Genomic DNA, 26,513 nt, shown 5'->3' with positions numbered 1-26,513 from the left:
GCTGAGCCCGCACGAAGTCGTCCTCGGCCCCCGGCTCCGTCTCCTCAGGAAGCCGCAGTTCGAAGTCCCCGTCGGACGAGCCCGCGTCGCCCCGACCTCCCGCAGGCCGCTCCAACTCGAAGTCGCCCCCAGCCGAAGCCGCGTCACCACCGCGACCCCTCGCAGGCCGCGCCAGCTCGAAGTCCCCGTCCCCCGAGGCCCTGTCACCGCCGCTTGCCCCCGACAGCGGGGCCGACTCGAAGTCGCCGTCGGCCGACTCGGGCGGTGTCGCCTCGGTCTGCGTCGCCTCGGTCTGCGTCGGGGAAGCGTCCTGGGCCTGGCCCGCAGGGGGCTGCGGGCGAGGCCGGCTCCACCACTTCGCCTTCGTGGGCTTCCCCTCGTCCATGCTCTCCCCACAGCTGGCCGCGGCACAGCTCCTCGGCGGTGGCCGCAGATCGTCTACTCCGCGCCCGGCTGCCTGCCTGGGCGCGGCCCACCCTGGATTCAACCAGGTTCACGCGCCGTGGCGCAGAGGTCGGGTCAGTGGCCCGTGCCGGGGGAGCCGGACGGGGCTGTGGGGGACGAGGTCGTGTCGGGGACGGGCGCGGCGAACAGGCCGGGGTGCGTGATCTCCGGGACGGTGGACCACGAGGTGAGGGTGAGCGGCGGGGTGGAGCTGAGCGGACGTATCAGCGGAGACATGGCGGCCGCACCGGCGACCACCGGCGTGGTCAGCGGATGTGCCGCGGCCTGCTGGACGTGTCCGCCGCCGGGGGCCGGAACGCCGGGCAGCAGTGGGGCCGAGACGGTGGTCGGGGCGACCGGGGTCTGGCCGAGCGGCGTCTGCTGGCCGCCCTGGGCGAGCAGTGGGCCGACGCCGACGCCCCGGCGGCGCTGGTTCTCGGGCGTCGTCGAGGCTCCCGAGCCCTGTGTCCGCATCGGGGTCACATTGCTGCCGCCGGAGCCGTCACGCGCGGTGTTCGTGGTCTCGCCGGTGCCGGTGGTGACCCCGCCGAGCGCGATCGCGGCCAGCGACACCGCCCCGGCCGCGACGAACGCGAACCGCATGCCGCGCGAGGCCGACCGCTCGGCCTCATGGCGGCTGACGTCATGTATACGGAAGCCACGGCCCGCCGACGGAAGCATGGAGTCATGCGCGCGGGCGGGGACGTAGCCGAACTCGAAGCGCTCGCTCCGCTTCATCCCGAAGACGCCGGCAGCCGCGGGCCGTCCGGAGAGTCCGTCACCGAACCCGTCCAGCGGTGAGCCACCGTCGCCGTCACCTCCCCCCGGCAGCCCCTGGAGGCGGGCCAGGAAGCTCTCGGAAGGGGGCGGCGGGGCCGCTTCCGCGAAGACGTTCTTCAGACGGCGCTGCGCGTCGGCCTCTGCCTTGCACTTCGAGCAGGTGGCCAGATGCGCGAGCACACGCTCGCGCGCCTCATGACCGAGCTCGCCGTCGACCAGCGCGGCGAGTCGGTCTCCCAGGTGCTGTTCTGCGAGGTGCCCCTCGACGGGTTTGGGCCGTGATCCACTCACGCGGACGCGCCCCCTCCCCCCAGTACCGGGACACGGGCCGCGAAGGAGCGGCGCTCGGCCCGGGCCTCGGGCGACCGGTGCGCCAGGGCCTTGCGCAGCTGCGAGCGGCCGCGGTGAATACGGGACCGGACCGTGCCGAGCTTGACCCCGAGGGTCGCGGCGATCTCCTCGTACGACAGGCCTTCGATGTCGCACAGGACGACCGCGGCGCGGAACTCGGGCGCGAGGGTGTCGAGGGCCTGCTGGACGTCCGCGTCGAAGTGCGCGTCGTTGAAGATCTGCTGCGGGTTGGGCTCGCGGCTGGGCAGGCGCTCCGCCGCGTCATCGCCGAGCGCGTCGAAACGGATGCGCTGCTTGCGGCGGACCATGTCCAGGAACAGGTTCGTGGTGATGCGGTGCAGCCAGCCCTCGAAGGTGCCCGGTGTATAGGTCGACAGGGAGCGGAATACGCGGACGAAGACCTCCTGGGTGAGGTCCTCGGCGTCGTGCTGGTTGCCGGTGAGGCGGTAGGCCAGGCGGTAGACCCGGCCGCTGTGGGTGCTGACGATCTCCTCCCAGGTGGGCGGAGTCCACGCCTGCCCGTCCGCGTCGCTGGAGAAGGTCGCGGTCTGGGCGTAGTCGCCGGCGTGGCGGTGGTCAGCAGCGGTGTCGTTCACGGATTTCGGCTTGCCCGCCGATCCGAGAAAGCGCCGCAGCACTCCTCCCCGATCCCCGGGCGCAGCCGCACCTCCCCTGTCGGCTCTGGTGGTGTCCAGTGGAGCCCCTACCATAGCCACCTCGCCCGTTAGCTCCGGATAAGCGGTTTTACGAGAAATTGATCTGGGCTGATACGGCTCATGCGGCTGCGTCACCACTTGCTCGCCGTCCCGCGCCTCTTCGTGATCCATCCGTGTCCCCCGCTCTTGTCTCCCACCCCCTTAAACGCCCGGTCCCATCTGCGGGTTCCCGGGCGCAACGGATACAGTCACGCCCAGGCACACACGGGGACAGGAGAGGGTCATTACCGGCAACCGGCAGACGAGCTGGGCGTTCGCCGACGCCTATGTCGCCGAGGACGAAGCCCTGCGCTGGGCCCGTGACCGGGCCCGCGAGGCGGGGCTGCGCTCGGTGTCCCCCGGCGCGGGCGCCGCGCTGCGGATGCTCGCCGCCACCGTGGACGCCAAGGCGGTCGCGGAGATCGGTACCGGCACCGGCGTCTCCGGGATCCATCTGCTGCACGGTATGCGGCCGGACGGCGTGCTGACCACCGTCGACCCCGAGCCGGAGCACCAGCAGTTCGCCCGCCAGGCCTTCCGCGCCTCCGGCTTCGCCAGCAACCGGGCCCGCTTCATCCCCGGCCGCGCCCTCGACGTCCTGCCCCGTCTCGCCGACGTCGGCTACGACCTCGTCTTCTGCGACGGTGACCGGCAGGAGGTCATGGACTACCTCGCTGAATCGTTGCGCCTGCTGCGCCCCGGCGGCCTGGTCGTCTTCGAGGGAGTCTTCGCCAACGGCCGGACGATGGACTCCGGACCGCAGCCGACCGAGGTGCTGCGGCTGCGGGAACTGCTGCGCGCGGTGCGCGAGAGTCAGGAGCTGGTGCCGTCGCTGCTGCCGGTGGGCGACGGGCTGCTCTGCGCGGTCAAGCGCTGACCCGACATTCCGGTCCGGCCCTGACGGCCGTACGGCAAACAGCCGCCCCGGCATCTCATACGATGCCGGGGCGGCTGAAAGGGTATGGTCGCTTGCGCGTCAGCCGACGACCTTCTTGAGGGCATCGCCCAGCGCGTCGGCCTCGTCAGGGGTCAGCTCGACGACGAGCCGACCGCCGCCTTCGAGCGGAACGCGCATGACGATGCCCCGCCCCTCCTTGGTCACCTCGAGCGGGCCATCGCCCGTCCGCGGCTTCATGGCCGCCATGCTCGTTCCCCTTCCTGAAACCAGCTCATCGTCAAAGCCGACGGCCCTGGAGGGCATGCGCGGGCCTGCCCAAAGGGCGCAGGACTCGCGACACCGGCATCGAACACATTGCTTCCAAGCCATTATCCCGCATCTCAGGACCCGATGACCAACATCAGTCGGCATCGCTTGGGCAACGCGCGCGAGCAAAACCACTCAATTCGGCGATGTGACTGCGATACTGCGCCGCCGCTGGCACCGCCGCCGCACGAATCGTGTCATGAATTCTTTGACGCAGGTCACACGTCCGTTCCGGTCCGTCATCGGTGATCTACGCCATGCTGTCCTCAGACAGGGACGTACCGACGAGTACGCCGGAGCCGCATACCGGAGGGGACAGCCATGGCCGACACCGTGCTCTACGAGGTCAGCGACGGGCTCGCGACGATCACCCTGAACCGCCCCGAGGCGATGAACGCGCTGAACATCGCGACGAAGGTCGCGCTGCGCGACGCGGTTCTGGCGGCAGCCGCCGACGACGCCGTACGGGCCGTGCTGCTGACCTCCGCCGGTGACCGGGCGTTCTGCGTCGGGCAGGACCTCAAGGAGCACATCGGCCTGCTGGCGGCCGACCGGGAGACCGGCTCACGGCAGACCATGACCACGGTGCGGGAGCACTACAACCCCATCGCGCGGGCGCTGACGGAGATGCGCAAGCCCGTCGTGGCCGGGGTGAACGGCGTCGCGGCCGGTGCCGGGTTCGGGTTCGCGCTGGCTGCGGACTATCGAGTCGTGGCCGACTCGGCTGCCTTCAATACGTCGTTCGCGGGCGTGGCGCTGACTGCGGACTCCGGGATCTCGTGGACGCTGCCGCGTGTCGTCGGGCCCGGGAGGGCCGCCGATCTGCTCCTTTTCCCGCGGAGCATCAAGGCGCAGGAGGCGTACGAGCTGGGGATCGCGAACCGGGTCGTGCCGAGCGCCGAGCTGCGGGCGGAGGCCGAGAAGACGGCTCGGGCGTTGGCGGCGGGGCCGACGGTGGCGTATGCGGCGATCAAGGAAGCGGTGGCCTTCGGCATGTCGCACTCTCTTGCCGAGACGCTGGAGAAGGAGGACGAGTTGCAGACTCGGGCGGGGTCTTCTGAGGACCACGCGATTGCTGTGCAGGCCTTTGTGAACAAGGAGCAGCCGAAGTATTTGGGCCGGTAGAGCTCGGGACGTTGGGGCCGTCGGGGGCTGCGGGTTCGTGGGGGTTGATCGCGCAGTTCCCCGCGCCCCTTACGGGGCGCTTCTGGCCACGCAAGTTTCCAAGTGGTCGTCCACCAATCCGCACGCCTGCATCAGGGCATAGGCCGTTGTGGGGCCTACGAAGCGGAGGCCTCTCTTCTTCAGGGCCTTCGACAGGGCCGTCGACTCCGGAGTGACCGCCGGGACGTCGCCGAGTGTCTTCGGGGCCGGGCGGGTCGTCGGGTCCGGGGCGTGGGACCAGATGAGGGCGTCCAGTTCGCCCGGTGTCCAGTCGGCGAGCACGCGTGCGTTGGCCAGGGTTGCGTCGATCTTGGCGCGGTTGCGGATGATGCCGGGGTCGGTGAGGAGGCGGTCTCTGTCGGTGTCCGTGAAGGTGGCCACCTTGGCGATCTCGAAGCCGGCGAAGGCGGTGCGGAAGCCGGGGCGGCGGCGCAGGATGGTGATCCAGGACAGGCCGGACTGGAAGGCTTCCAGGCTGAGGCGTTCGAAGAGGGCGTCGTCGCCGTGGACCGGGCGGCCCCACTCCTCGTCGTGATACGTCACGTAGTCCGGTGTGGACAGGGCCCAGGGGCAGCGCAGGGCACCGTCCGGGCCGGCGACGGCCTGCCCCTCGCTCACTGCTGGTCCCCCTCGGTGTGCTTGTCCATGGAGTGGCGGGCGGCCTGCGCACCGGCCAGCGCGGACTCCAGGTCGGCGATACGGGCGTCGCGCTCGGCCAGCTCCGCGCCGAGGCGGCTGAGGGCGTCGTCCACGTCGGCCATGCGGTAGCCGCGGGCGGCGAGCGGGAAGCGGAGGCCCTCCACGTCGCCGCGGCTGACGGGGCGGTCCAGCGGGAGCGGGTCCTGGAGGCGCTCGGGGGCGACCTCCGGCAGCGGGCCGTTCTCGCCGCCGCCCAGCACGGCGAGGGTCACCGCGGCGACGACCACGGCGAGCGCGACGACCAGGAACAAGAACATAACCATCGCTGAGGGTCCCCACGAGATCGGTCGGATGTGTCGGGTGTATCAGGGTCCGATCGTGCCATGCGAGTCTGACAGTTAGGGTCGCAGGCGGCCTAAGGCCTGGATGTACCAGGGAAGTACTAGGAGAGGTCACAGGGGATGCTCAGGCTGGGCAGGCGGGAATTCGGGTCGCATGAGCCGGTGATCATGGCGATCGTGAACCGGACCCCGGACTCCTTCTACGACCAGGGGGCCACCTTCCGTGACGAGCCCGCCCTCGCGCGCGTGGAGCAGGCGGTGTCAGAGGGTGCTGCGATCATCGACATCGGCGGGGTCAAGGCGGGGCCCGGCGAAGAGGTGTCGGCCGAGGAGGAGGCGCGGCGGACGGTCGGCTTCGTGGCGGAGGTGCGGCGGCGCTTCCCGGACGTGATCATCAGCGTGGACACGTGGCGGCATGACGTCGGGGAGGCGGTGTGCGAGGCCGGGGCGGATGTGCTGAACGACGCGTGGGGCGGGGTCGATCCGCGGCTTGCGGAGGTTGCGGCGCGGTACCGGGTGGGGCTGGTGTGCACGCATGCGGGTGGGGCTCAGCCGCGGACCCGGCCGCATCGGGTGACGTACGACGATGTCATGGCCGACATTCTGCGGGTGACCGTGGGGCTGGCTGAGCGGGCGGTGTCGTTGGGGGTGCCTCGGGAGTCGGTGATGATCGATCCTGGGCATGACTTCGGGAAGAACACGCGGCACAGTCTTGAGGCGACGCGGCGGTTGGGGGAGATGGTCGGGACGGGGTGGCCGGTGTTGGTGTCCTTGTCCAACAAGGACTTTGTGGGGGAGACGTTGGATCGGCCCGTGAAGGAGCGGGTGGTGGGGACGTTGGCGACGACTGCGGTGTCCGCGTGGCTCGGGGCGCAGGTGTATCGGGTGCATGAGGTTGCCGAGACGCGGCAGGTGCTGGACATGGTTGCGTCCATCGCTGGGCATCGGGCTCCGGCTGTTGCCCGGCGGGGGCTGGCGTAGGCATTTTTTCGCCCCCGCCGCCCCTACCCGTCCCATCCTGAAGGGGCTCCGCCCCTTCGACCCCGTTTCGGGGGCCAGCCCCCGGACCCCCGCTCCTCAAACGCCGGAGGGGCTGAAAAGAACCAACCGCCGGAGGGCTGGTGTCCCGGAGGGCTGATTTACCGCCCCGCCTCCTTCGACACCAACGCCACCGCCTCGTCCACGTCGTCCGTCACGTGGAACAGCATGAGGTCCTTTTCGGAGGCCTTGCCCTGGGCGATGAGGGTGTTCCTGAGCCAGTCGATCAGGCCGCCCCAGTAGGCGCTGCCGAAGAGGACGATGGGGAAGCGGGTGACCTTCTGGGTCTGGACGAGGGTGAGGGCCTCGAAGAGTTCGTCGAGGGTGCCGAGGCCGCCGGGGAGGACCACGAAGCCCTGGGCGTACTTGACGAACATCATCTTCCGGACGAAGAAGTAGCGGAAGTTGAGGCCGATGTCGACGTAGGGGTTGAGGCCCTGTTCGAAGGGGAGCTCGATGCCCAGGCCGACGGAGATGCCCTTGGCCTCGCAGGCGCCCTTGTTGGCTGCCTCCATGGCCCCGGGGCCGCCACCCGTGATCACTGCCCAGCCGGCCTCCACCAGACCGCGACCCAGGCGGACGCCGGCGTCGTACTCCGGTGAGTCCACGGGCGTACGGGCGGAGCCGAAGACGCTGATCGCGGGCGGGAGTTCGGCGAGGGTGCCGAAGCCTTCGATGAACTCCGACTGGATGCGCAGGACGCGCCAGGGGTCGGTGTGGACCCAGTCCGAGGGGCCGCCGGCGTCCAGCAGCCGCTGGTCGGTCGTGCTCGCCGTGACCTGACTCCGCCGTCGGAGGACCGGTCCCAGGCGCTGCTCCTCCGGTGGCTGCTTCTTGCCCTCGGGGTTCCCGGTAGCCATGTGCGCTCCCTCCGCTTGCGGTCTTTCCACCTCAGCGTAGATCCAGGCTGGTTACGGACGGGGGACATCGGCATGTCCGCCGCCCGCATCCGCCGCGTCGTCACGCCGTCAGCCAGGCCTTCAGGCGCTTCTCCCCCGCCAGGATCTTCGCCGTCTCCACGCGCTCGTCGCGCTTGTGGGCCAAGTGCGGGTTCCCGGGGCCGTAGTTCACGGCCGGGACGCCCAGCGCACTGAAGCGGGAGACGTCCGTCCAGCCGTACTTGGGCATCGGGGTGCCGCCGACCGCCTCGATGAAGGCCGCGGCGGCCGGGTGGGAGAGGCCGGGGAGGGCGCCGCCGCTGTGGTCGTCCACGACGAATTCGGTCACGCCGCAGTCCGCGAACACCTCGTGGACATGGGCGATCGCCTCCTTCTCCGTACGGTCCGGCGCGTAGCGGAAGTTGACGGTTACGACACATTCGTCCGGAATGACGTTCCCGGCGACGCCGCCCGAGATGCCGACCGCGTTCAGGCCCTCGCGGTACTCCAGGCCGTCGATGACCGGGTAGCGCGGCTCGTAGGCCGCCAGCCGCGCCAGGATCGGGGCCGCCGCGTGGATCGCGTTCGAGCCCATCCAGCTGCGCGCGGAGTGGGAGCGCTCGCCGCTCGTCTTGAGCAGCATCCGCAGGGTGCCCTGGCAGCCGCCCTCGACCTGGCCGTCCGACGGCTCCAGCAGCACCGCGAAGTCGCCCTCCAGCCAATCGGGGTGCGCCTCGGCGACGTGCTTGAGGCCGTTGAGCTCCGCCGCCACCTCTTCGTTGTCGTAGAAGACGAAGGTCAGGTCGCGGTTGGGAGCGGGGACGGTGGCCGCGATGCGCAGTTGGACCGCGACGCCCGACTTCATGTCGCAGGTGCCGCAGCCCCACAGGACGCCGTCCTCGTCGAGCCGCGAGGGGACGTTGTCGGCGATCGGGACCGTGTCGATGTGGCCGGCGAGGATCACGCGCTCGGCGCGGCCCAGGTTCGTACGGGCGACGACGTTGTTGCCGTACCGCTCGACCGTCAGGTGCGGCAGGGCGCGCAGGACGGTCTCGATCGCGTCGGCGAGGGGCTTCTCGGTGCCGCTCTCCGAGGGGAAGTCGACGAGCTGCGCGGTCAGCCGCGCGGCGTCCAACGTGAGGTCAAGCGGGGTATCGGCCATGGAGTCGACCCTAACGCGCCAGGCCTTCGGCCCACTTTCCCCACCGGACCCATACCCCCCAGTAACCTCGGCTACCTTGTACGAATGCCAGCGCCATCCCCTGCTCGACGACGCCGCGGCCGCCTCTTCCGTTCCGGGGCGGCCTTCGTGGTCCTGCTGTCCATCGCCGGTTATCTCGTGATGCAGTACATCACCGGCGGCGCAGGCACACCGGGTTGCAAGGTGGTGTCGGAGCAGGGCGACGGGACGGCGTACGAGTTCACGCCCGAGCAGGCGGTGAACGCGGCGACGATCACCGCCGTCGGCACCGCGCGCGGCCTGCCCGAGCGGGCGGTGGCGATCGCGCTGGCGACCGCGATCCAGGAGTCGGCGCTGCGCAACATCGACCACGGCGACCGCGACTCGCTCGGCCTGTTCCAGCAGCGGCCCTCGCAGGGCTGGGGCACACAGAAGCAGATCATGGACCCGACGTACGCGGCGGGCATCTTCTACGAGCATCTGGTCAAGGTTTCCGGTTACACCCGTCTCCCGCTCACCGTGGCCGCGCAGCGCGTGCAGCGCAGCGGCTTTCCGGAGGCCTACGCCAAGCACGAGCCGGACGCCGTACTGCTTGCCGCCGCTCTCACCGGACGCTCGGCGGCGACGCTGACCTGTGCGGGACGCCCGGGCACCACGCCCGCGGAAGGGGCCGAGGCGGTACGGTCCGCGCTCGCCCGGGACTTCGGGCGCGACGGGCTGGAGCCGGCCGGCGCGGTGGTGAGCGACGCGGCAGCGCCGACGCCCACGCCCGCACCGAGCGTCGAGCGCAACGGACGGACCCTGACACTGCCCGTGACCGACGACTCCGACAGCGGCACCGGGCGCAGCCTGACGCAGCGCGGCTGGCAGCTGGCGCACTGGGCCGTGGCCAACGCCTCCGACCTGCACATCGAACGCGTCTCCTACGCCGGGCGGGTGTGGACCGCCGGGAACACGGACAGCCGGTGGCGGCCGGCGGTCGGAGCGGGTACCGCCGGAGCAGAGAAGGGCACGGCGGACACGGCCAACTCGGTCCGAGTCGTGACCGCGCAGTAGTACGGAAGGTCGCCCGCGGGAGTTATGCGCGGCACGCGCGGGCGACGGTGTGCTCAGGTTTTCGCGCCGTCACCCCCGTATCCGCCAAATCCCTTGAGGACAAAGGGCTGTAAGGATTCGGCAGAGTTTCGAGCGGGGCACTGTTTGCCCGTTTTTATCCGCAGCCGATAATGCGACGCATTGCCAACTCTTTACGTTGGCCCGCCGCAACCTTCGCGGGCTTCGAGCGGTAGTCACTGCGTCCGAGCCCGCTCGATCAACCACCGCAGGCCGACGGCCAGTCGGTCGCGGAGGGGGATCAACTGCCGGGCAAGGTCGGACACTCCAACGTTCTCTCCCGTCAAAGGAGCATTATGTCCCTCCCCCTGACCCGCCGGATCGCCCGTACCGCGCTGCTCGTCGCAGCGGGAGCGGCAGCCGGGGTCGGTGCGGCCGGCTCCGCCAGCGCGGCCCCCGAACTGCCGGCCACCCCGAACCTCGGCGGGCTGACCGCCCTGGACGGGGCGAGTGTCGGCGACAGCGTCGACGGTGCGGCGCAGCACGTCACCGGGCTCGCGGGTGAAGCCGGCAGCAACGCGGTCAAGAACGCGGTGCCGGCCGCGGGCAAGACCGGCGGCAAGGCGGTCAAGAAGGCGACGCCGGCGGCGCAGAAGACTGCCGGGACCGCGGCGGGGTCGGCCGGGGCCCTCCTCGGTGACGCGACCGCTGCGGCGGCGGACAGCGGCGTGTCGACGGGGTCCCTCACGCAGGGTGGGCTGCCGGCTGCGCCGTCCGTGCCGGTGAAGGGTCTCCCGATCGGCTGACGGTTCGCTGCGTGGCTTGTACGGCGACGGGGTCCAGGGATGTTTCCTGGGCCCCGTCGTTTTGCGTGCCTACGTCGGCAGGGGCCGGGGCGTGTTCAAGCCGTGCCCGGCGCTGCAGGCTGTGCCCACCCGTTCCGCCCTGCGGAACGATTGCCCACAGCGGGAACAGCGGTACCAGCGGTCACGCCAGGCGTTCCACCGCTGCCTGCACCCTCTCGTCCGTCGCTGTGAGTGCCACTCGTACGAAGTTTTTGCCTGCCTCTCCGTAGAAGTCGCCCGGTGCGACCAGGATGCCGAGGGTGGCGAGGTGGGCGAGGGTGTCCCAGCAGGACTCGTCTCTCGTGGCCCAGAGGTAGAGGCTGGCCTCACTGTGTTCGATGCGGAAGCCGTGGGTGAGGAGGGCTGTGCGGAGGGACTCGCGGCGGGCGGCGTAGCGGTCGCGCTGGATGCGGACGTGTTCGTCGTCGGAGAGGGCGGCGATCACGGCGGCCTGGGTGGGCGCCGAGGTCATCATGCCGCCGTGCTTGCGGATCTCCAGGAGGGGGCCGAGGACCTCCGGGTCGCCGGCGAGGAAGGCCGCGCGGTAGCCCGCCAGGTTGGAGCGCTTGGAGAGGGAGTGGACGGCCACGATGCCCTCGTACGAGCCGCCGTTCACGTCCGGGTGCAGGACCGAGACCGGGTCGGCCTCCCAGCCCAGCTCCAGGTAGCACTCGTCGGAGAAGAGCAGGACGCCGTGCTCGCGGGCCCAGGCGACGATCCGGGTGAGTTCGGCCTTGGACAGCACCTTGCCGGTCGGGTTCGACGGGGAGTTGAGCCAGAGGAGCTTCAGGTTCGTCGGGTCCAGCGCCGTCGGGTCGTCGTACACCTCGTACTCCGCCCTCGCCAGGCGGGCGCCGACCTCGTACGTCGGGTAGGCCAGGCGCGGGTAGGCGACCCGGTCGCCGGGGCCGAGGCCCAGCTGGGTCGGGAGCCAGGCGACCAGTTCCTTGGAGCCGACGATCGGCAGGACGTGGTGGTGGGTGACCTCGCGGGCGCCCAGTCGGCGTTCCACCCAGCCGGTGATCGCGTCGCGCAGCTCGGGGGTGCCCCAGACGGTCGGATAGCCCGGGGAGTCGGCCGCGGCGATCAGCGCTTTCTGGATCAGCTCGGGGACCGGGTCGACCGGGGTGCCGACCGACAGGTCGACGATGCCGTCCGGGTGGGCTGCGGCCGTCTTCTTGTACGGCGCCAGCTTGTCCCACGGGAAGGTGGGCAGGCGGTCGGAGACTGCGGACACGGGTTCTGGCTCACTTTCTCGAACGGCGCAAACGCCTCGGTCCCGTACGGCGGCGCGACGATCAAGGCGATCAGGCCGTACGGGACCGAGGCGGCGCGCTGGTGCGGGGCCGCTTGCTGATTACTCGGCCTGCGGCGGCAGCGCGGCGATGAAGGGGTGGTCGCGCTCGATCAGGCCCAGCTTGCTTGCGCCGCCGGGGGAGCCGAGCTCGTCGAAGAACTCGACGTTCGCCTTGTAGTAGTCCTTCCACTCCTCAGGAGTGTCGTCCTCGTAGAAGATCGCCTCGACCGGGCAGACCGGCTCACAGGCACCACAGTCGACGCATTCGTCCGGGTGGATGTACAAGGACCGCTGGCCCTCGTAGATGCAGTCGACCGGGCACTCCTCGATGCACGCCTTGTCCTTGACGTCGACACAAGGCTGCGCGATGACGTAGGTCACGCTGTCGTTCCTCCTCGATAGGGCGCTGGCGGGCCTCCTCAGGCTCCGCCGCCTGGCGCGCGGGAGCGCGGCGTCGTCGATGCCCGCACCTAGTATCTCCGTTCTTGGGCATGATCCGAACAGGAGGGGTGAACTGACCTGTGGAAATCTCCGCGGCCGGGCGCCTTGAGATCCGTATCACCACTGCTGACGTGGGCAAACGCGTCTCGGTGCGGTGCTTGAGCACGCCTGGAAGCACGCACGAGAAATTCACCGACACGGTGGGTGTTCTCACATCATGGGACACCGGTGAGCTGGTGATCACACGGCGGGACGGGCAGTCCGTCCGGATTCCGGAGTCCTCGCTGGTGGCGGGCAAGGTAGTGCCGCCCGCGCCCGCCCGTCGGCGCGGTCCCGCCGCCTCGTACGAGGAGCTGGCCCGGGTCGCCGCCCGCGCCTGGCGCCCGGTGGAGAGCGAGCAGCTCGGCGAGTGGGAGCTGCGGGCCGCGTCCGGGTTCACCCGGCGGGCCAACTCCGTGCTGCCGCTCGGCGACCCCGGCCTGCCGCTCGACGAGGCGCTCACCGTCGTACGGCGGTGGTACGGCGACCGTGGGCTGCCCGCGTACATCCAGACCGCGACCGGGGCCGAGGGCACGCAGGAGCTGCTGTGCGCCGAGTTGGAGCGGCGGGGGTGGGCCCGGGAGGTGACGGCCGAGCTGTGGATCGGCGCTCTGGCGCCGGTCGCCGACCGGGCGGCGGGGGCCGGGGTCGTGCTGTCCAGGGCCGCCGATGATCAGTGGCTCGGGCGTTATCAGCGCAAGGGCGTGAGTGAGGTCGCCTTGAAGGTGCTGGGGAGCGGGCCGTCGGTGTGGTTCGCGACGGTGCCCGGTGCGGGCGGGGCCGCGCCCGCCGCCATCGGGCGGTTGGTCGTGGACCGGCGGTGGGCCGGGTTCGCCGCCGTCGAGGTGGATCCCGAGCGGCGGCGGGAAGGGCTGGCCACCGAGGTCATGGCCGCGCTGGCCCGGCAGGCCCTCGACGAGGGCGCGTCGGCTGCGTGGCTGCAGGTCGAGGCGGACAATGAGGGGGCGCGGGCGTTGTACGGCGGGATGGGCTTCGGTGCGCATCACTCGTACCACCACTATCGCGAGCCGGCCTCGGACGAGGTGGCGACGGACGTGGCGAACGACGCCGACCGGTACGAATCGCCGTGAGAGGGCACGAGCCAGCTATGCGTCCCCCCTACCCTCCCCCGCCGGAACGGTCCGCCGAGCTGCGGCGGCGGTTCTCCGAAGAGGCACGTTCCGAACGGCCCGACCTGTCGACGCTGTGCCTGCTGGTCGGCGCGGAGGCGGACGGGGCGCTGGACGAGGCCGGGATCGACGCTGCGCAGATCGAGCTGGACGAGTTGGCGGGGCAGCTGCCGTTCCGGCCCGGGGGGCCGCGGTCGTGGGCGGTGGCGTTGCGGGAGCTGCTCGGGGACCGGTGCGGGTTTCGCGGCTCCGCCGCGGACTATCGGCGGCTTGAGTCGTCGTTGCTGCATGAGGTGCTTCGGCGGCGGCGTGGGTTGCCGATTCTGCTGTCGGTGGTGTGGATGGAGGTGGCTCGGCGGGCGGGGGCGCATGTGTACGGCGTCGCGTTGCCGGGGCACTTCGTGGTCGGGTTCGGGGAGGCGGACGAGCAAGTGCTGGCCGATCCCTTTGATGGGGGGCGGGTGTTGAGCGGGGGTGATGTGGAGTTGATGGTCGCGGGAGCGACGGGGGCCGCGCTGCATCCGTCGATGTTGGCGCCGGCCGATCCGTTGGAGGTGGTGGTGCGGATTCTCAACAACGTGCGGGCCTGGGCTGCGGCTCGGCCGGAGCGGTCGGATGTGGCGTTGTGGGGGGTGGAGTTGTCGTTGCTGTTGCCTTCGCATCCGGCTCGGTTGCGGTATGAACGGGCGCAGTTGCTGGTGCGGCGGGGTGACTTCGTCGATGGAGCCACGGAGTTGGAGGCGTATGCCGAGGTGGTGGGGGCGGTTGACGAAGGTGCGGCTGAGCGGGTGCGGGGGCAGGCGCAGGCTGCTCGTGCGATGTTGAACTGATTGGGCGGGTGCGGGTGCGTTGGGGCTCGTCGCGCCCACGCGGCGGAGCCGCAAATTGATACAGCCCCGCGCCCCTGGGGGGGGTTACAGCCAGCCCTTTTCCCTTGCCAGCCGCGCCGCCTCCGCCCTGTTCCGCACCGCCAGTTTCTGGATCGCCGTCGAGAGGTAGTTGCGGACCGTGCCCTGCGACAGATGCATGGCCTTCGCCAGCTCCGCGTTCGTCGAGCCGTCCTCCGCCGCTCGCAGCACCTCTCGCTCGCGGTCGGTCAACGGGTTCGCGCCCTCCGCCAGTGCCGCTGCCGCCAAGGTCGGATCGATGACCCGCTCCCCCGCCAGTACCTTCCTCACCGCCTCCGCCAACTGGGCCGCCGGGGCGTCCTTGACGAGGAAGGCGTCGGCACCGGACTCCATGGCGCTGCGGAGGTAGCCGGGGCGGCCGAAGGTGGTGAGGACGACCAGTTTGACGGCCGGGAGTTCCCGGTGGACGTGGGCCGCCGCCTCGATGCCCGTCATGCCCGGCATCTCGATGTCCAGGAGGGCCACGTCGACGTCGTGGGCGCGGGCCGCCGCCAGTACCTCGTCGCCCCGCGCCACTTGGGCGACGACCTCGATGTCGTCCTCCAGGCCCAGCAGAGCGGCCAGGGCCTCGCGGACCATCGACTGGTCCTCGGCCAGCAGGACCTTGATCGTGCGGCTCATGTGCCGGATCCTACGTCGGTGGTCCGGTCGGCGGGGGCCCGCGCGACCAGGCGGAAGCCGTGTCCGACGCGGCCCGCCTCAAGGCTGCCGCCTGCCTTCTCCAGGCGCTCGGTGAGGCCCGTGAGGCCGTGGCCGGGGCTGCTGCCGGGGCTGCCGGAGCCGTTGTCTTCCACGGAGAGTTCGAGCACCGGGCCGTCGAGGGTCTGGCGGCGGAGGAGTTCCACCGTGCAGCGGTGGGCGCCGCTGTGGCGTACGACGTTGGTGACCGCCTCGCGCAGGGCCCAGGCGAGGGCTGTCTCACTGTCCTCCGGGACGTCGGTGAGGTCGGGTTCGGCGGGCGGCAGGTCGACGGTGATTCCGGCGGTGGTCAACGCGACCTGGGCTCCTGCCAGTTCGGCGGAGAGTCGGGGGCGACGGTAGCCCGACACCGCCTCGCGTACGTCGACGAGGGCCTGGCGGCTGACGTGTTCGATGTCGGCGACCTCCTGGGCCGCCTTGTCGGGGTGGTCGGGGAGCATACGGCCAGCGAGTTCGCTCTTCAGCGTGATCAGGGACAGGGAGTGGCCCAGCAGGTCGTGCAGGTCGCGGGCCAGGCGCAGGCGTTCCTCGTTGGCGGCGAGTTGGGCGACCGTGGCGCGGGCCTCGCGCAACTCGAGGGTCGTACGGACGAGTTCGCGGATGCCGGTCATGGAGAAGCCGCCGAGGAGGGCCGGGAAGAGCAGTCCGGCCAGGTAGGACGTGCCGCCGGGGACGGCGAGGGCGACGCCGGTGAGCAGGGCGGACACGGCCGGGATGGTCCAGCGGGCGAGGTGGAACGGGAGGGCCGCGCCGGAGGAGATCGCGACGTACACGAACAGGACGAGCCATTCGCGGCCCAGAGTGAGGGAGAGGACGGTCGACTGGGTGGCCAGGACGGCCACCGAGCCGAGGACGACGCCGTTGGTCTCGCCGCGTCCGGTGCGGAAGATCAGGGCGAAGTACCAGGCGACGAAGGCGACCAGGCCGATCCAGCCGAGGACGCGGACGCCGTCGCTGTGGCCTCCGTGCAGCAGGTCGGAGACGGGCGCGCTCAGATAGGCGAGCCAGATGCCGATCCACAGCAGCTTGACGGCCTTCTGCCGGCGGTTCTGCGGGCGCTGCCCGATGCCGATGCCGCTCACGCCTTCAGCGTGTCCTTCCGGTACAGCCAGGCCGCGCCGCCGGTGAACAGGGCGAAGAAGACGGCGAGGACGGCGATGTCCTTGGCGTGCGGGGCCTGGCTCTGCTCGATCGCCTGCCCCAGGGCAGCGTACGCGTGCGTGGGCACCCACTTGGCGATGTCCTGCAGCCAGGCCGGGAAGGTCGTCGTCGGCATCCACAGACCGCCGAGGATGGACAGCCCGAAGTACGTGATCATCGTGATCGGGCGGACCGCGTCCCCGCTCGCGAGATAGCCGATGGCCACGCCGAGCGCCGCGAAGACGAGGCTGCCGGCCCAGATCGCGCCGGTCAGGGCGAGCCACTGCCAGGCGTCCAGACGTACGCCCTTCACCACAGCGGCGACCACGAAGACGATCACGATCGACGGCAGACTCACCACGGCCGCGCTCGCCGTCTTCGCGAGGACGTACCCGCGACCCGGCAACGGCGTCAGCCGCAACTGCCGTACCCAGCCGCTCTCCCGCTCCTTGGCGATGCGCTCGCTGTTGCCCATGAGGACGGCGGTGAGAGCGCCGAAGGAGGCCATGGAGACCATCATGTACGTCGGGAGCGTCAGGCCTGTCCCGTCGACCTTCGTGGTGCTGTCGGCGCTGCCCGCGATGAGCAGGAAGAGGACCGACGGATACAGCACCGAGAAGAACAGGAACTTGCGGTTGCGCAGGGCGCGGGTCAGCTCGAGCCCGATGAGACTGTTCATCGCGTACGGGCCTCCTCGGCCTCGGTGATGGCCACGAACGCCTGCTCCAGGCCGAGCCCGGCGACTTCGAGGTTGCGGGGGTAGGCGCCGAGGCCGTAGAGGGCGTGGACGGTGGCGTCGGCGTCGGTGGACTGGATACGGACGGTGTGGCCGGACACGTCGAGATGCGTGAGGAAGGGCAGCGCCCGCAGCGCGGTCTCGTCGATGGCATCCCGCAGGTCGAAGGAGATCCTCCGTGCTCCCGCCTTCGCCTTGATCTCGGCCGCCGTACCGTCGGCCAGCAGCCGGCCCCGGTGCAGCACCAGCACCCGGTCGGCGATGGCGTCGGCCTCCTCCAGGTAGTGCGTGGCGAACAGCACGGTCCGCCCCTGGTCGGCCTGCTCGCGCATGGTCGCCCAGAAGGCCTGGCGGGTGGTGACGTCCATGCCGGTGGTCGGCTCGTCCAGGACGATCAGGTCGCTGTCGCCGGCGGTCGCGAGGGCGAAGCGGACGCGCTGGGCCTGGCCGCCGGAGAGCTTGTTGACCTTGCGGTCGGCGATCTGCGCGATCCCGGCGCGGGCGAGAACGTCCTTCGCCGGGCAAGGCTTCGGGTGCAGCGCGCAGGCCAGCCGCACCAGCTCCACGACCGTGACCTCGTCCATCAGCCCACCGCTCTGCAGCATCGCGCCCACCCGCCCGGCGACGATGGCCTCACGCGGCCCCGTCCCGAACACCCGCACCGTGCCGCTGTCGGGCTGCTTGAGACCGAGCAGCAGATCGAGCGTCGTCGACTTACCGGCACCGTTGGGTCCCAGCAGCGCCACGGTCTCCCCCGGGCGCAGGCTCAGACTCAGTCCGTCCACGGCCCGGACGGTGCCGTATGTCTTGCTCACCTGGTCGAATGCGACCACCGAGGCTGTCGTAGTCATACGGCCATGGTGGCGTCGGGCGTTCGGACTCGGGCAGTGTCGGCCGTCCGGAGTGCCGCATGACAGATGTCATGTCAGGCGGCACTCCCGCGAGTCAGCTCCCGTTGGTCTCGATGACCCCGATGCGCTCCTCCGCCGTCTTGCCACGCAGCGCCTTGCGCAGCGCGGAGACGACGTCCTGCGGCAGCACGTCACGCTGGCCGGTGGCGGTGGTGATCTGCACGCCGTCGAAGGTGGTGCCGTACGCCTCCTGAAGCGCCTTGAGGTCGTACGTCTCCACGAGCTTGCCGTCGATGGCCTTGAAGCCGAGGATCTTCGGCAGGGACACGGGGCCGAACGGGATGGAGTGCGCCGCGTCGGTCTGGATGGTGACCCGATCGGACATCGCGGGCTCCGCGAACTCCTTCATCACCCGGTCGACCTCGGCATTCGACACCGTCGGCTGCTGGGTGGTCGTCGGCAGTTCGACCGGGGTGGCCTTGCCGGTCTCCACCTGGTCGCGGTATGCCTCCTCGACCGCGTCGGTCGACTGGCCGACGGCGATGCCCTTGCCTGCCTTGCCGTAGACGGCGACGGCCTTGCCGGACTCGAACTTGATCGTGCCCTCGGTCACCGAGCCGGCGCCGCCCGCGGCGTCCTCCAGGGCGGCCTTCAGCTTCTCCTCGTCGACCGGCATGACCGGGTCGACGACGCGGTGGTTGCCGAAGAGCGAGCCGATGACGGAGACCGGGTTGTAGTCGCTGCCCGCAGCCGCGCGGACGGTGGCCTGCTCGTCGAACTGGAGGCCCGCCTGGTCCGGCTTGAGCGACACGGTCTTGCCGTCGACGGACAGCTTGAGTGCCTGGTTCGTACGGTCGCCGAAGGCGTCGTCGAGCTTCTTGACGGCGTCGTCGCGCGTGCCGCCGCCGATCTCGACGCCGAGCACGCTGGTGCCCTTGGGTACGTCCGAGTGGTTCATCAGCAGGCCGGCGCCGTAGGCGACACCGGCGACGACGAACACGCCAACGCCGACCAGGGCCAGCTTGTTGCGGCCCTTCTTCTTCCTGGGCGCCGCCGCGGGCGCGGCCTTCTTCTCGTCCGGCTCGGGCAGCTTCGGGGGCGTGTGCGGCAGCGGACCGTCGGGGTGCGTGCCGGGCGCGAACGGGGAGTTCGCGGCGCCGGGCGGCACCACGGGGATGCCGCTGGTGACGGTGTGTCCGGACACGTTGTCCGGGGCGGGGTAGCCCTGCGGGCCCGGCTCGGGGGCGGGCTTCTGCGGGGTGAGGATCGCCGTGTCGTCACTCAGACCGCCGCCGGGGCCGAGCCCTCCGGGGCCGGACCCCGGAGCGCCGATGCCGGCCTGGGGGACGCCGTGAGGGGGCGTACCGGGGCCGCCGGGGCCAGCGGGGCCGCCGGGACCGGTGAACACGCCTGGACTGCCAGGCGCGCCGCCCGGGCCGCCGTAACCACCGGACGCACTGCCCGCGCCGCCCCGAGCGCCGCCCGGGCCGCCGAAGTCGCCGCCCCGTCCACCCGGAGCGCCGAAGTCACGTCCTGGGCCGCCCGGCGCTCCGCCGAAACCGTCGGGACCGTTGCCGGGCCCGCCACCGAAGCCGTCCGGGCCACCGCCCGGGCCGACGCCGATCGGCGGCACCATCGGGCCGTCGCCGGTGACCGGACCGCCGGTCGGGCCCGCGGGGCCCTGGGGGCCGCCGGAGCCGCCACGGCCGCCCGGTCCGTTGAAGCCGCTCGGCCCGCCGGGTCCCGCCGGGCCGGCCTGACCGTTCTGGGCGCCGTAGCCGCCCGAACCGCCTTGGCCGCCGCGGTCGTTGTTCGAGAAGTACGGCAGGTCGTCGCGGGTCGGTTCGCCGTCGCCCGGACCCGGTCGCGCACCGTTGCCCCGCGGCCCGGCCGCCAGCGCCTCGGTCACATCGAAGGAACCGGTGCCGCCGCCATGCCCGGGAGCGACGGGTCCACCGGTGGCGCCGGGCAGCCCGGAGCCGTTCGTGGCGCCGGGACGGGACCCGCCCGGCGCGCCCATGGATCCGACCACACCACCGGGCCGACCGGCACCGGCAGCACCCGGCCGCGGACCGCCGGGAGCGCCCGTACGACCGGGAGCGCCCGCACCCGCACCGCCACCGGGCGTACCCGAACCGCCGGACGGTGCGCCCCCGTTGGAGGAGGGGCCACTGGGACCGCCCTTGCCCTTGGAGGTCGGGCGCGGCGCGAACCAGTCGCTCGTCTTCTCCTCGGCGACCGGCTGGGGGGCCGTGCGCTCGGCGGGAGCATCGACGGTGCCCGTGCCCATGGACGTGGCGGAACCGGGCCCCGGCGCGGGGGCGTCGGTGTCGTCCGCGGGGCCGGAGTCCGCGACGGGTGTGCGCACGACGACCGGCGGAATGGGCCGTGACCCGGGGATGTTGATCCGCACCCGGGTCGTCAGCGTGGTCTCGGTCTTGCGTTCCTCCGGCTGCGTGGCCGCGCGGCCCGTGTCCGGACCGTCGCCGGAGACCGCGGGGGTCCCGTACGGCGGCGTGCCCGAGGGGTAGGCGGCTCCGCCGCGCCCGTTGGGCCCGGAGGACGGACTGTCAGTTTCACGACTCAAGGCAGGTTCTCCCGGTTGGCTCCGCCGCCCGTTTCGTCCTCAACACTGCTCGGGCGGCTCGGCGGCGGCACCAACCATACTGGCCACTTCCGGCCCGTATCCCACGACCGCCTGGGAAACCCACACCGGACCAACACGAGCACGAAACGGCGAAGTGTTACGTCATTTCCCAAGTCGGACGGGGTCGCCGCCCGGTTGCCGCCCCGGGCCAAGGGTGGCGCAGATCACAGCTACAGCCATACCGCCGAGCAGGAATAGATAGGAGCCGCCTTCTGCGGCGAACACGAAGTCGCCCTCGGGGCGGCTGGCGGTGAGCAGGATGACGGCGAGCATCCAGCCGCCGGCCGGCGCGACGGCCCCGCCTCTGCTGCGCGCGGCGAGCGCCCCGCCGAGACAGGCCCCGGCCTCACCGGCGAGGGCGAGCAGCAGCCCGCCCGGCATCCACGCTGACTGCACCAGCGCCCCGGCCACGCCGACGACCGCGCCGAGCACGAAGAGGCCCAGATAGGCGGCGGCCCGCACGGCGGACGGGCGGTGCAGGGGCTGGGCGAGCATCGAGGTCCGGTCGGCCGAACTCATGACGCCTCCTCGATTCCGGCGAACAGGTCGGTCTCTCCCGGAAGGGCGGGTTCCCCCTGGACGAGTTGGTAGTACTCCGTGGTGAAGATGGGCTGCGCGAGTTCGTTGGAGAGCGCGAAGTAGGGCTCGGCCACGTCGATCTGCGTGGCGTGCGCGCGCATCGCGGCGGCCTTCGCGGCGGCGTACGGTGTGCCGTCGATCGCGGTGGTGACCTCTGTCTCGTCCACCACACCCGGTACGTCGTCGACGGCGGCCGACTTGTCGAAGGGCAGGCCGGGCAGGTCGTCCTGGAGCCGGGCGAAGGCGGCCTCGGCGACGGGGCGCGGCACGCGGTTCCAGTAGACCTTCCGGATTCCCAGGCCGGTCTGCTCGGCGGCGCGCATGGCCACCCGGTGGGCCTGGATGTGATCGGGGTGCCCGTAGCCGCCGCCCGAGTCGTAGGTGACGAGGACCTGGGGCCGTACCTCGCGGATCACCTCGACGAGATGGGCGGCGGCCTCGTCGACGTCGGCCTGCCAGAAGCAGGCGGGGTCGTCGTTGTCGGGCAGGCCCATCATCCCGGAGTCGCGGTAGCGGCCGGGGCCGCCGAGGAGACGGAAGTCCTCGACGCCGAGCTCGGCCATGGCGGCGGCGAGCTCACGCTGCCGGTACTCGCCGAGGGCGGTGCCGGTCAGGTGGTGCAGTGCGGGCGGGATGACCTCGCCGAGTTCACCGAGGGTGCAGGTGACCAGGGTCACCCGGGCGCCCTCGGCGGCGTACTTGGCCATGGTGGCGCCGTTATTGATCGACTCGTCGTCCGGGTGCGCGTGCACCAGCAGCAGACGCCGAGCGGGCAGGTCCGTCATGGCACCCACCCTAAAGGTGTGGATCAGAACTTGATGCTGCTGATCATCCCGGCGATGTTCGTCGTCAGATCGCTGATGGTGGGGGCGACAGTCGAGGAAGCGAGGTAGAAGCCCAGCAACACGCAGACGATCGCGTGTCCTCCCTTCAGGCCAGACTTCTTGATCAGCAGGAAGACGATGATCGCCAGCAGCACCACCGCCGAGATCGAGAGTGCCACGGCGGCTCACCTCCAGTCAGAGCAGGGCACCTTGTAAATCCATACGACAGCCAGCAGGTTCATACCCACGCAGCGCTAGTGATCATAACTATCGGTGCGTGCGCATCCGTCGGCGCACGGCCGCACAAGGGGGCGCATGGCCAATATGGTCGGGGCATGACGACAGAGCCCGACTCCTTCCCCCGACGGCACGCGCGCACCCAGCGGTTCACGCTCGGCGCGCCGCGTTCGTTCACCGTGGCACCCGACGGTTCCCGTGTCGTGTTCCTGCGCTCGGGTTCCGGTACAGACCGGGCGAATTCGCTCTGGGTGCTGGACCTTCCGGACGGCGGGGAGCGCGTGGCGGCCGACCCGCGCGCCCTGCTCGGCGGTACGTCGGAGAACCTGTCGCCCGAGGAACGCGCGCGCCGTGAGCGCAGCCGCGAGTCCGGCGCCGGCATCGTCGGCTACGCCACCGACACGGCCGTCGAGTTGGCCTCTTTCGCGTTGTCAGGGCGGCTTTTCACGGCCGAGCTACGGGCCGGCACGGCACGCGAACTCCCCGTCCCCGGCCCGGTGATCGACCCGCGCCCCGCCCCCGACGGACGGCATATCGCCTACGTCGTCCGGGGCGCCCTGCGGATCGTGGGGGCCGAGGGCGAGGGTGACCGGGCGCTCGCGCAGCCGGAGTCGGAGCAAGTGACGTACGGACTCGCCGAGTTCATCGCGGCCGAGGAGATGGGCCGGTCACGGGGTTTCTGGTGGGCGCCGGACGCGGACCGGCTGCTGGTCGCTCGCGCGGACGACACGCCGGTGCAGCGCTGGTGGATCTCGGACCCGGCCCATCCGGAACGTGATCCGAACCACGTCGCGTATCCGGTGGCGGGCAGCTCCAACGCGGAGGTCCGGCTGTTCGTGATCGGCCTCGACGGGACCCGCACGGAGGTCGTCTGGGACCGGGCGCGCTACCCGTATCTGGCGCATGTGCACTGGTCAGCGGCGGGTGCACCGCTGTTGCTCGTCCAGGCCCGGGACCAGCGCAGCCAGCTCTTCCTGGCCGTGGACCCGGACACCGGGGCCACCCGTATGGTGCACGCGGACGAAGATCCAACATGGCTTGAACTTTTCCCCGGGGTGCCCTGCTGGAGCCCCTCCGGACAGCTCGTGCGGATCGCCGACGAGGGCGGCGCCCGGGTCCTCGCGGTCGGTGAACGGCCGCTGACGGGGCCGCAGTTGCACCTGCGAGCCGTACTCGACGTCTCCGACGACGACGTGCTGGTCTCGGCGTCGGCGGGCGAGGACGCGGCCGCCCCGGAGACCGGTGAAGTGCACGTCTACCGGGTGAACGAGCTCGGCATGGAGCGCGTCTCCCAGGAGCCCGGCGTGCACTCGGCCGTGCGCTCCGGGGGCGTGACGGTCCTGGTGTCGGCGGTGCCGGACAAGCCGGGGGCGCAGGCACAGGTGCTGCGGGACGGCGACCGAAGGGAGATGGGGGTCCCCCCGGCCGGAGGCTGGGGGAGGGCGGCGATCATCCCCTCGTACGCCGAAGATCCCGGAATGTCGCCGCGCATGATCCTCACCGAGGGGGGCGCACGGCGCATCCCGTGCGCCGTGCTGTTGCCTCAGGACCACCAAGGGGATGCCCCTCTTCCGGTTTTGCTGGATCCGTACGGGGGTCCGCACGGGCCCCGCGTGGTCGCCGCGCACAACGCGCACCTCACCTCGCAGTGGTTCGCCGACCAGGGTTTCGCGGTGGTCGTCGCCGACGGCCGCGGCACCCCCGGCCGCTCCCCCGCCTGGGAGAAGGCGGTCCACCACGACCTCACCGTCTCCCTCGACGACCAGATCGAGGCGTTGCAGGACCTCGCGAAGAGCCATCCCCTGGACCTCTCCCGGGTGGCGATCCGCGGCTGGTCCTACGGCGGCTGGCTCGCCGCGCTCGCGGTGCTGCGCCGCCCGGACGTCTTCCACGCGGGCATCGCGGGCGCCCCGGTCACCGACTGGCGGCTGTACGACACGCACTACACGGAGCGGTACCTGGGCGACCCGGCCGCGCACCCGGAGTCGTACGCGAAGAGTTCCCTGGTGACGGACGACGGTCTGTCCTCCCCCGCCGAGCCGCACCGCCCGCTGATGATCGTGCACGGCCTGGCCGACGACAACGTGGTCGTCGCCCACGCCCTCCGCCTCTCCTCGGCCCTGCTGGCCGCCGGCCGCCCGCACGAGGTGCTGCCACTGTCAGGGGTCACGCACATGACGCCGCAGGAGCAGGTCGCCGAGAACCTGCTGCTGCTCCAAGTGGACTTCCTGAAGCGCTCGCTGGGCCTGCGCTGACGGCAACGGGCCGGGGCGACATGGCGCGCCCCGGCCCGTTTACGGCACCCGCACGGCCGTACGTTGTAGAGATTGACGCGTCCGTATATCGGAAACGGGTCGGCCGAGTTGCCTCTGTGTTACTCCGTGTTCTCGGCCGGTACGACCTGCTTCTCCTCCGCGAAGTGGCATGCGGAGTCGTGCGCCGCCGGGCCTGCCGTGAACTCCGGGGGCACCGCGAGCGGCGGTACCTCCAGTTCGCAGCGCTCCTGTGCCTTCCAGCAGCGGGTGCGGAAGCGGCAGCCGGAGGGGATGTTCGTCGGGGACGGGACATCGCCGGCGAGGATGATCCGCTCCCGGTGCTCGCGCGCGTCGGGGTCCGGGACGGGCACCGCGGAGAGCAGCGCCTGGGTGTAGGGGTGCGTCGGATGGTCGTAGATCTCGGCGTCCCGTCCGGTCTCCACGATCCGCCCGAGGTACATCACCCCGACCCGGTCCGAGATGTGCCGGACGATCGACAGGTCGTGCGCGATGAAGATGTACGACAGCTCGAACTCGTCCTGCAGCCGCTCCATCAGGTTGATCACCTGCGCCTGGACCGAGACATCCAGGGCGGACACCGGCTCGTCGGCGACGATCACCTCGGGGCGCAGCGCCAACCCCCTTGCGATGCCGATGCGTTGGCGCTGGCCTCCGGAGAACTGGTGCGGATAGCGGTTGATGTACTCGGGGTTGAGGCCGACGACGTCCAGCAGATCCTGGACGCGCCCCCGCCGGTCGCCCTTCGGGGCCACCTCGGGGTGGATGTCGTACGGCTCTCCGATGATGTCGCCGACCGTCATCCGCGGGTTGAGCGAGGTGTACGGGTCCTGGAACACCATCTGGATGTTGCGGCGGACGGTCTTGAGGGCCTTGCCGGACAGCTTGGTGATGTCCTCGCCCTTGTACTTGATCGACCCGGACGTCGGTCTCTCCAGGTTGACCAGCATCTTGGCGACCGTCGACTTGCCGCAGCCGGACTCGCCCACGATGCCGAGGGTTTCGCCGCGGGCGAGTTCGAAGTCCACGCCGTCCACGGCTTTGACGGCGCCGACCTGCTTCTTGAAGAGAATGCCCTGGGTGAGCGGGTAGTGCTTGACGAGCCCGCGCACTTCCAGGATCTGCTCAGCCATGCAGGCACTCCCTCCAGAAGTGGCAGGCGCTGCCCCGGTCTTCGGAGACCTCGTACAGCGGGGGCTCGTCGGTGCGGCACACGTCCTGGGCCAGCGGGCAGCGGGGGTGGAAGGCGCAGCCCGGCGGGATGTTCATGAGGTTCGGCGGCAGGCCCTTGATGGCGTAGAGCTCCTGGCCCTTCTGGTCCAGGCGCGGGATGGAGTCGAGCAGACCGCGGGTGTACGGGTGGGCGGGCGCCTTGTAGATGTCGTGGACCGGCGCCGACTCGACGATCCGGCCCGCGTACATCACCGCGATGCGGTCGGCGACATCGGCGACGACGCCGAGATCATGCGTGATCAGAATGAGCCCCATGTTGTACTCGCGCTGCAACTCGGCGAGCAGATCCATGACCTGGGCCTGGACGGTGACGTCGAGAGCGGTGGTCGGCTCGTCGGCGATGATCAGCGCGGGCTCCAGGGCCAGCGCCATCGCGATCATGATGCGCTGGCGCATACCGCCGGAGAACTGGTGGGGATAGTCGCGTACGCGCTGGCCGGCGCCGGGGATACGGACGCGGTCCATCAGCTCGATCGCCTTGGCCCGCGCGTCCTTGCGCGACATGCCCCGGTGGACCACGAACATCTCGCCGAGCTGGTCGCCCACGGAGAGCACGGGGTTCAGCGACGACAGCGCGTCCTGGAAGATCATCGCCATCTCGGCACCGCGGACCTTCCGCCGCTCCTCCTCCTTCAGCGTGAGCAGGTCCCTGCCCTGGAAAAGAACCTCACCGCCGGTGATCCGCCCCGGCGGCATGTCGAGGATCCCCATGATCGTCTGCGCGGTCACGGACTTCCCGGACCCGGACTCCCCGAGCACGGCGAGCGTCTCGCCGGCATCGACCTCGTAGCTGACCCCGTTGACCGCCTTGGCGATCCCGTCTCGAGTCCTGAACTCCACGTGCAGATCCCGCACTTCGAGCAGCAT

The 26,513-nt window shown here is 71.0% G+C and carries 27 protein-coding genes and 1 pseudogene; 8 read left to right on the top strand and 20 right to left on the bottom strand.

What is annotated here, in order from left to right; all coding sequences use genetic code 11:
• The 3 genes and pseudogenes from ACTWQO_RS43190 to sigE form a co-directional block, all read right to left on the bottom strand.
• Positions 1–385, bottom strand: a pseudogene (locus ACTWQO_RS43190) (hypothetical protein); the annotation flags it as partial.
• A 134-nt stretch (positions 386–519) separates the two neighbouring features.
• Entirely contained in the window at positions 520–1,515 is a 996-nt protein-coding gene (locus tag ACTWQO_RS43185) for an anti-sigma factor family protein (protein WP_443242852.1), read from the bottom strand.
• On the bottom strand, positions 1,512–2,213 hold the full coding sequence (gene sigE, locus ACTWQO_RS43180) for an RNA polymerase sigma factor SigE (protein ID WP_210577209.1): 702 nt from the start codon (positions 2,211–2,213) through the stop codon (positions 1,512–1,514). The genes ACTWQO_RS43185 and sigE overlap by 4 nt, the downstream gene beginning before the upstream one ends.
• Positions 2,214–2,448: 235 nt before the next feature.
• Here sigE and ACTWQO_RS43175 point away from each other — a divergent pair, with 235 nt between their 5' ends.
• Positions 2,449–3,147, top strand: coding sequence for an O-methyltransferase (locus tag ACTWQO_RS43175; RefSeq protein ID WP_443242854.1), 699 nt, complete (start codon positions 2,449–2,451; stop codon positions 3,145–3,147).
• A gap of 99 nt (positions 3,148–3,246) precedes the next feature.
• Here ACTWQO_RS43175 and ACTWQO_RS43170 read toward each other — a convergent pair whose 3' ends face one another.
• Entirely contained in the window at positions 3,247–3,414 is a 168-nt protein-coding gene (locus ACTWQO_RS43170; protein WP_003966491.1) for a DUF3117 domain-containing protein, read from the bottom strand.
• A 381-nt stretch (positions 3,415–3,795) separates the two neighbouring features.
• On the opposite strand from ACTWQO_RS43170, the gene ACTWQO_RS43165 reads away from it, so the two are divergent.
• Positions 3,796–4,599, top strand: a complete 804-nt coding sequence (locus tag ACTWQO_RS43165) for an enoyl-CoA hydratase/isomerase family protein (RefSeq protein ID WP_362951828.1) — start codon at positions 3,796–3,798, stop codon at positions 4,597–4,599.
• Between the two features lie 69 nt (positions 4,600–4,668).
• Here ACTWQO_RS43165 and ACTWQO_RS43160 read toward each other — a convergent pair whose 3' ends face one another.
• On the bottom strand, positions 4,669–5,256 hold the full coding sequence (locus tag ACTWQO_RS43160) for a DNA-3-methyladenine glycosylase I (RefSeq protein WP_443242851.1): 588 nt from the start codon (positions 5,254–5,256) through the stop codon (positions 4,669–4,671).
• Positions 5,253–5,600 (bottom strand): DivIVA domain-containing protein, encoded by a 348-nt coding sequence (locus tag ACTWQO_RS43155; RefSeq protein WP_362951826.1) that lies wholly within the window; start codon positions 5,598–5,600, stop codon positions 5,253–5,255. The genes ACTWQO_RS43160 and ACTWQO_RS43155 overlap by 4 nt, the downstream gene beginning before the upstream one ends.
• Before the next feature lie 138 nt (positions 5,601–5,738).
• Here ACTWQO_RS43155 and folP point away from each other — a divergent pair, with 138 nt between their 5' ends.
• Positions 5,739–6,599 (top strand): dihydropteroate synthase, encoded by an 861-nt coding sequence (folP, locus tag ACTWQO_RS43150; protein ID WP_443242850.1) that lies wholly within the window; start codon positions 5,739–5,741, stop codon positions 6,597–6,599.
• A 158-nt stretch (positions 6,600–6,757) separates the two neighbouring features.
• Here folP and ACTWQO_RS43145 read toward each other — a convergent pair whose 3' ends face one another.
• Both ACTWQO_RS43145 and dapE read right to left on the bottom strand, forming a co-directional pair.
• A complete protein-coding gene (locus tag ACTWQO_RS43145) occupies positions 6,758–7,516 on the bottom strand; it encodes an LOG family protein (protein WP_362951824.1) in 759 nt (252 codons plus the stop codon).
• Positions 7,517–7,616: 100 nt separating this feature from the next.
• The gene (dapE, locus tag ACTWQO_RS43140) at positions 7,617–8,696 is read right to left on the bottom strand and encodes a succinyl-diaminopimelate desuccinylase (protein WP_443242849.1); all 1,080 of its coding nucleotides are present in this window, start codon (positions 8,694–8,696) and stop codon (positions 7,617–7,619) included.
• Positions 8,697–8,780: 84 nt separating this feature from the next.
• On the opposite strand from dapE, the gene ACTWQO_RS43135 reads away from it, so the two are divergent.
• Together ACTWQO_RS43135 and ACTWQO_RS43130 are read left to right on the top strand one after the other, a co-directional pair.
• A complete protein-coding gene (locus tag ACTWQO_RS43135) occupies positions 8,781–9,770 on the top strand; it encodes a heavy metal transporter (RefSeq protein ID WP_443242848.1) in 990 nt (329 codons plus the stop codon).
• 353 nt (positions 9,771–10,123) lie between these two features.
• Complete coding sequence (locus ACTWQO_RS43130) at positions 10,124–10,573, top strand: ATP-binding protein (protein ID WP_443242847.1); 450 nt, start codon at positions 10,124–10,126, stop codon at positions 10,571–10,573.
• A gap of 181 nt (positions 10,574–10,754) precedes the next feature.
• Here ACTWQO_RS43130 and ACTWQO_RS43125 read toward each other — a convergent pair whose 3' ends face one another.
• Together ACTWQO_RS43125 and fdxA are read right to left on the bottom strand one after the other, a co-directional pair.
• Entirely contained in the window at positions 10,755–11,849 is a 1,095-nt protein-coding gene (locus ACTWQO_RS43125) for a bifunctional succinyldiaminopimelate transaminase/glutamate-prephenate aminotransferase (RefSeq protein ID WP_443242846.1), read from the bottom strand.
• A gap of 120 nt (positions 11,850–11,969) precedes the next feature.
• Positions 11,970–12,290 (bottom strand): ferredoxin, encoded by a 321-nt coding sequence (fdxA, locus tag ACTWQO_RS43120; protein WP_030929316.1) that lies wholly within the window; start codon positions 12,288–12,290, stop codon positions 11,970–11,972.
• Between the two features lie 140 nt (positions 12,291–12,430).
• Here fdxA and ACTWQO_RS43115 point away from each other — a divergent pair, with 140 nt between their 5' ends.
• Together ACTWQO_RS43115 and ACTWQO_RS43110 are read left to right on the top strand one after the other, a co-directional pair.
• Complete coding sequence (locus ACTWQO_RS43115; protein WP_443242845.1) at positions 12,431–13,480, top strand: GNAT family N-acetyltransferase; 1,050 nt, start codon at positions 12,431–12,433, stop codon at positions 13,478–13,480.
• A 17-nt stretch (positions 13,481–13,497) separates the two neighbouring features.
• On the top strand, positions 13,498–14,349 hold the full coding sequence (locus ACTWQO_RS43110; RefSeq protein ID WP_443242844.1) for a transglutaminase family protein: 852 nt from the start codon (positions 13,498–13,500) through the stop codon (positions 14,347–14,349).
• An 84-nt stretch (positions 14,350–14,433) separates the two neighbouring features.
• On the opposite strand, the gene ACTWQO_RS43105 is transcribed toward ACTWQO_RS43110, so the two are convergent.
• The 8 genes from ACTWQO_RS43105 to ACTWQO_RS43070 form a co-directional block, all read right to left on the bottom strand.
• A complete protein-coding gene (locus ACTWQO_RS43105) occupies positions 14,434–15,048 on the bottom strand; it encodes a response regulator transcription factor (RefSeq protein WP_443242843.1) in 615 nt (204 codons plus the stop codon).
• Positions 15,045–16,208: a sensor histidine kinase gene (locus ACTWQO_RS43100; RefSeq protein ID WP_443242842.1), complete on the bottom strand. Its 1,164-nt coding sequence runs from the start codon at positions 16,206–16,208 to the stop codon at positions 15,045–15,047. The genes ACTWQO_RS43105 and ACTWQO_RS43100 overlap by 4 nt, the downstream gene beginning before the upstream one ends.
• On the bottom strand, positions 16,205–16,945 hold the full coding sequence (locus tag ACTWQO_RS43095; protein WP_443242841.1) for an ABC transporter permease: 741 nt from the start codon (positions 16,943–16,945) through the stop codon (positions 16,205–16,207). Before ACTWQO_RS43095 ends, ACTWQO_RS43100 begins: the two co-directional genes overlap by 4 nt.
• Positions 16,942–17,853: an ABC transporter ATP-binding protein gene (locus ACTWQO_RS43090; protein WP_443242840.1), complete on the bottom strand. Its 912-nt coding sequence runs from the start codon at positions 17,851–17,853 to the stop codon at positions 16,942–16,944. The genes ACTWQO_RS43095 and ACTWQO_RS43090 overlap by 4 nt, the downstream gene beginning before the upstream one ends.
• A gap of 94 nt (positions 17,854–17,947) precedes the next feature.
• Positions 17,948–20,440: a hypothetical protein gene (locus ACTWQO_RS43085; protein WP_443242839.1), complete on the bottom strand. Its 2,493-nt coding sequence runs from the start codon at positions 20,438–20,440 to the stop codon at positions 17,948–17,950.
• Positions 20,441–20,602: 162 nt separating this feature from the next.
• Positions 20,603–21,019, bottom strand: coding sequence for a DUF6113 family protein (locus ACTWQO_RS43080; RefSeq protein WP_443242838.1), 417 nt, complete (start codon positions 21,017–21,019; stop codon positions 20,603–20,605).
• Positions 21,016–21,864: an N-acetyl-1-D-myo-inositol-2-amino-2-deoxy-alpha-D-glucopyranoside deacetylase gene (gene mshB / locus ACTWQO_RS43075; RefSeq protein WP_443242837.1), complete on the bottom strand. Its 849-nt coding sequence runs from the start codon at positions 21,862–21,864 to the stop codon at positions 21,016–21,018. The genes ACTWQO_RS43080 and mshB overlap by 4 nt, the downstream gene beginning before the upstream one ends.
• Positions 21,865–21,887: 23 nt before the next feature.
• A complete protein-coding gene (locus ACTWQO_RS43070) occupies positions 21,888–22,082 on the bottom strand; it encodes a hypothetical protein (RefSeq protein WP_443242836.1) in 195 nt (64 codons plus the stop codon).
• 156 nt (positions 22,083–22,238) lie between these two features.
• Between ACTWQO_RS43070 and ACTWQO_RS43065 the strand changes: the two genes are divergently transcribed.
• Entirely contained in the window at positions 22,239–24,395 is a 2,157-nt protein-coding gene (locus tag ACTWQO_RS43065; protein ID WP_443242835.1) for a prolyl oligopeptidase family serine peptidase, read from the top strand.
• A 119-nt stretch (positions 24,396–24,514) separates the two neighbouring features.
• Here ACTWQO_RS43065 and ACTWQO_RS43060 read toward each other — a convergent pair whose 3' ends face one another.
• Complete coding sequence (locus ACTWQO_RS43060) at positions 24,515–25,546, bottom strand: ABC transporter ATP-binding protein (protein WP_443242834.1); 1,032 nt, start codon at positions 25,544–25,546, stop codon at positions 24,515–24,517.
• The gene (locus ACTWQO_RS43055; RefSeq protein ID WP_443242833.1) at positions 25,539–26,513 is read right to left on the bottom strand and encodes an ABC transporter ATP-binding protein; all 975 of its coding nucleotides are present in this window, start codon (positions 26,511–26,513) and stop codon (positions 25,539–25,541) included. The genes ACTWQO_RS43060 and ACTWQO_RS43055 overlap by 8 nt, the downstream gene beginning before the upstream one ends.

This window comes from Streptomyces sp. 4N124 (assembly GCF_052245395.1).
Taxonomy (GTDB): Bacteria; Actinomycetota; Actinomycetes; order Streptomycetales; family Streptomycetaceae; genus Streptomyces.
Note: the sequence above shows the minus strand (reverse complement) of the source record. Positions and strands in the feature narration are given on the sequence as shown.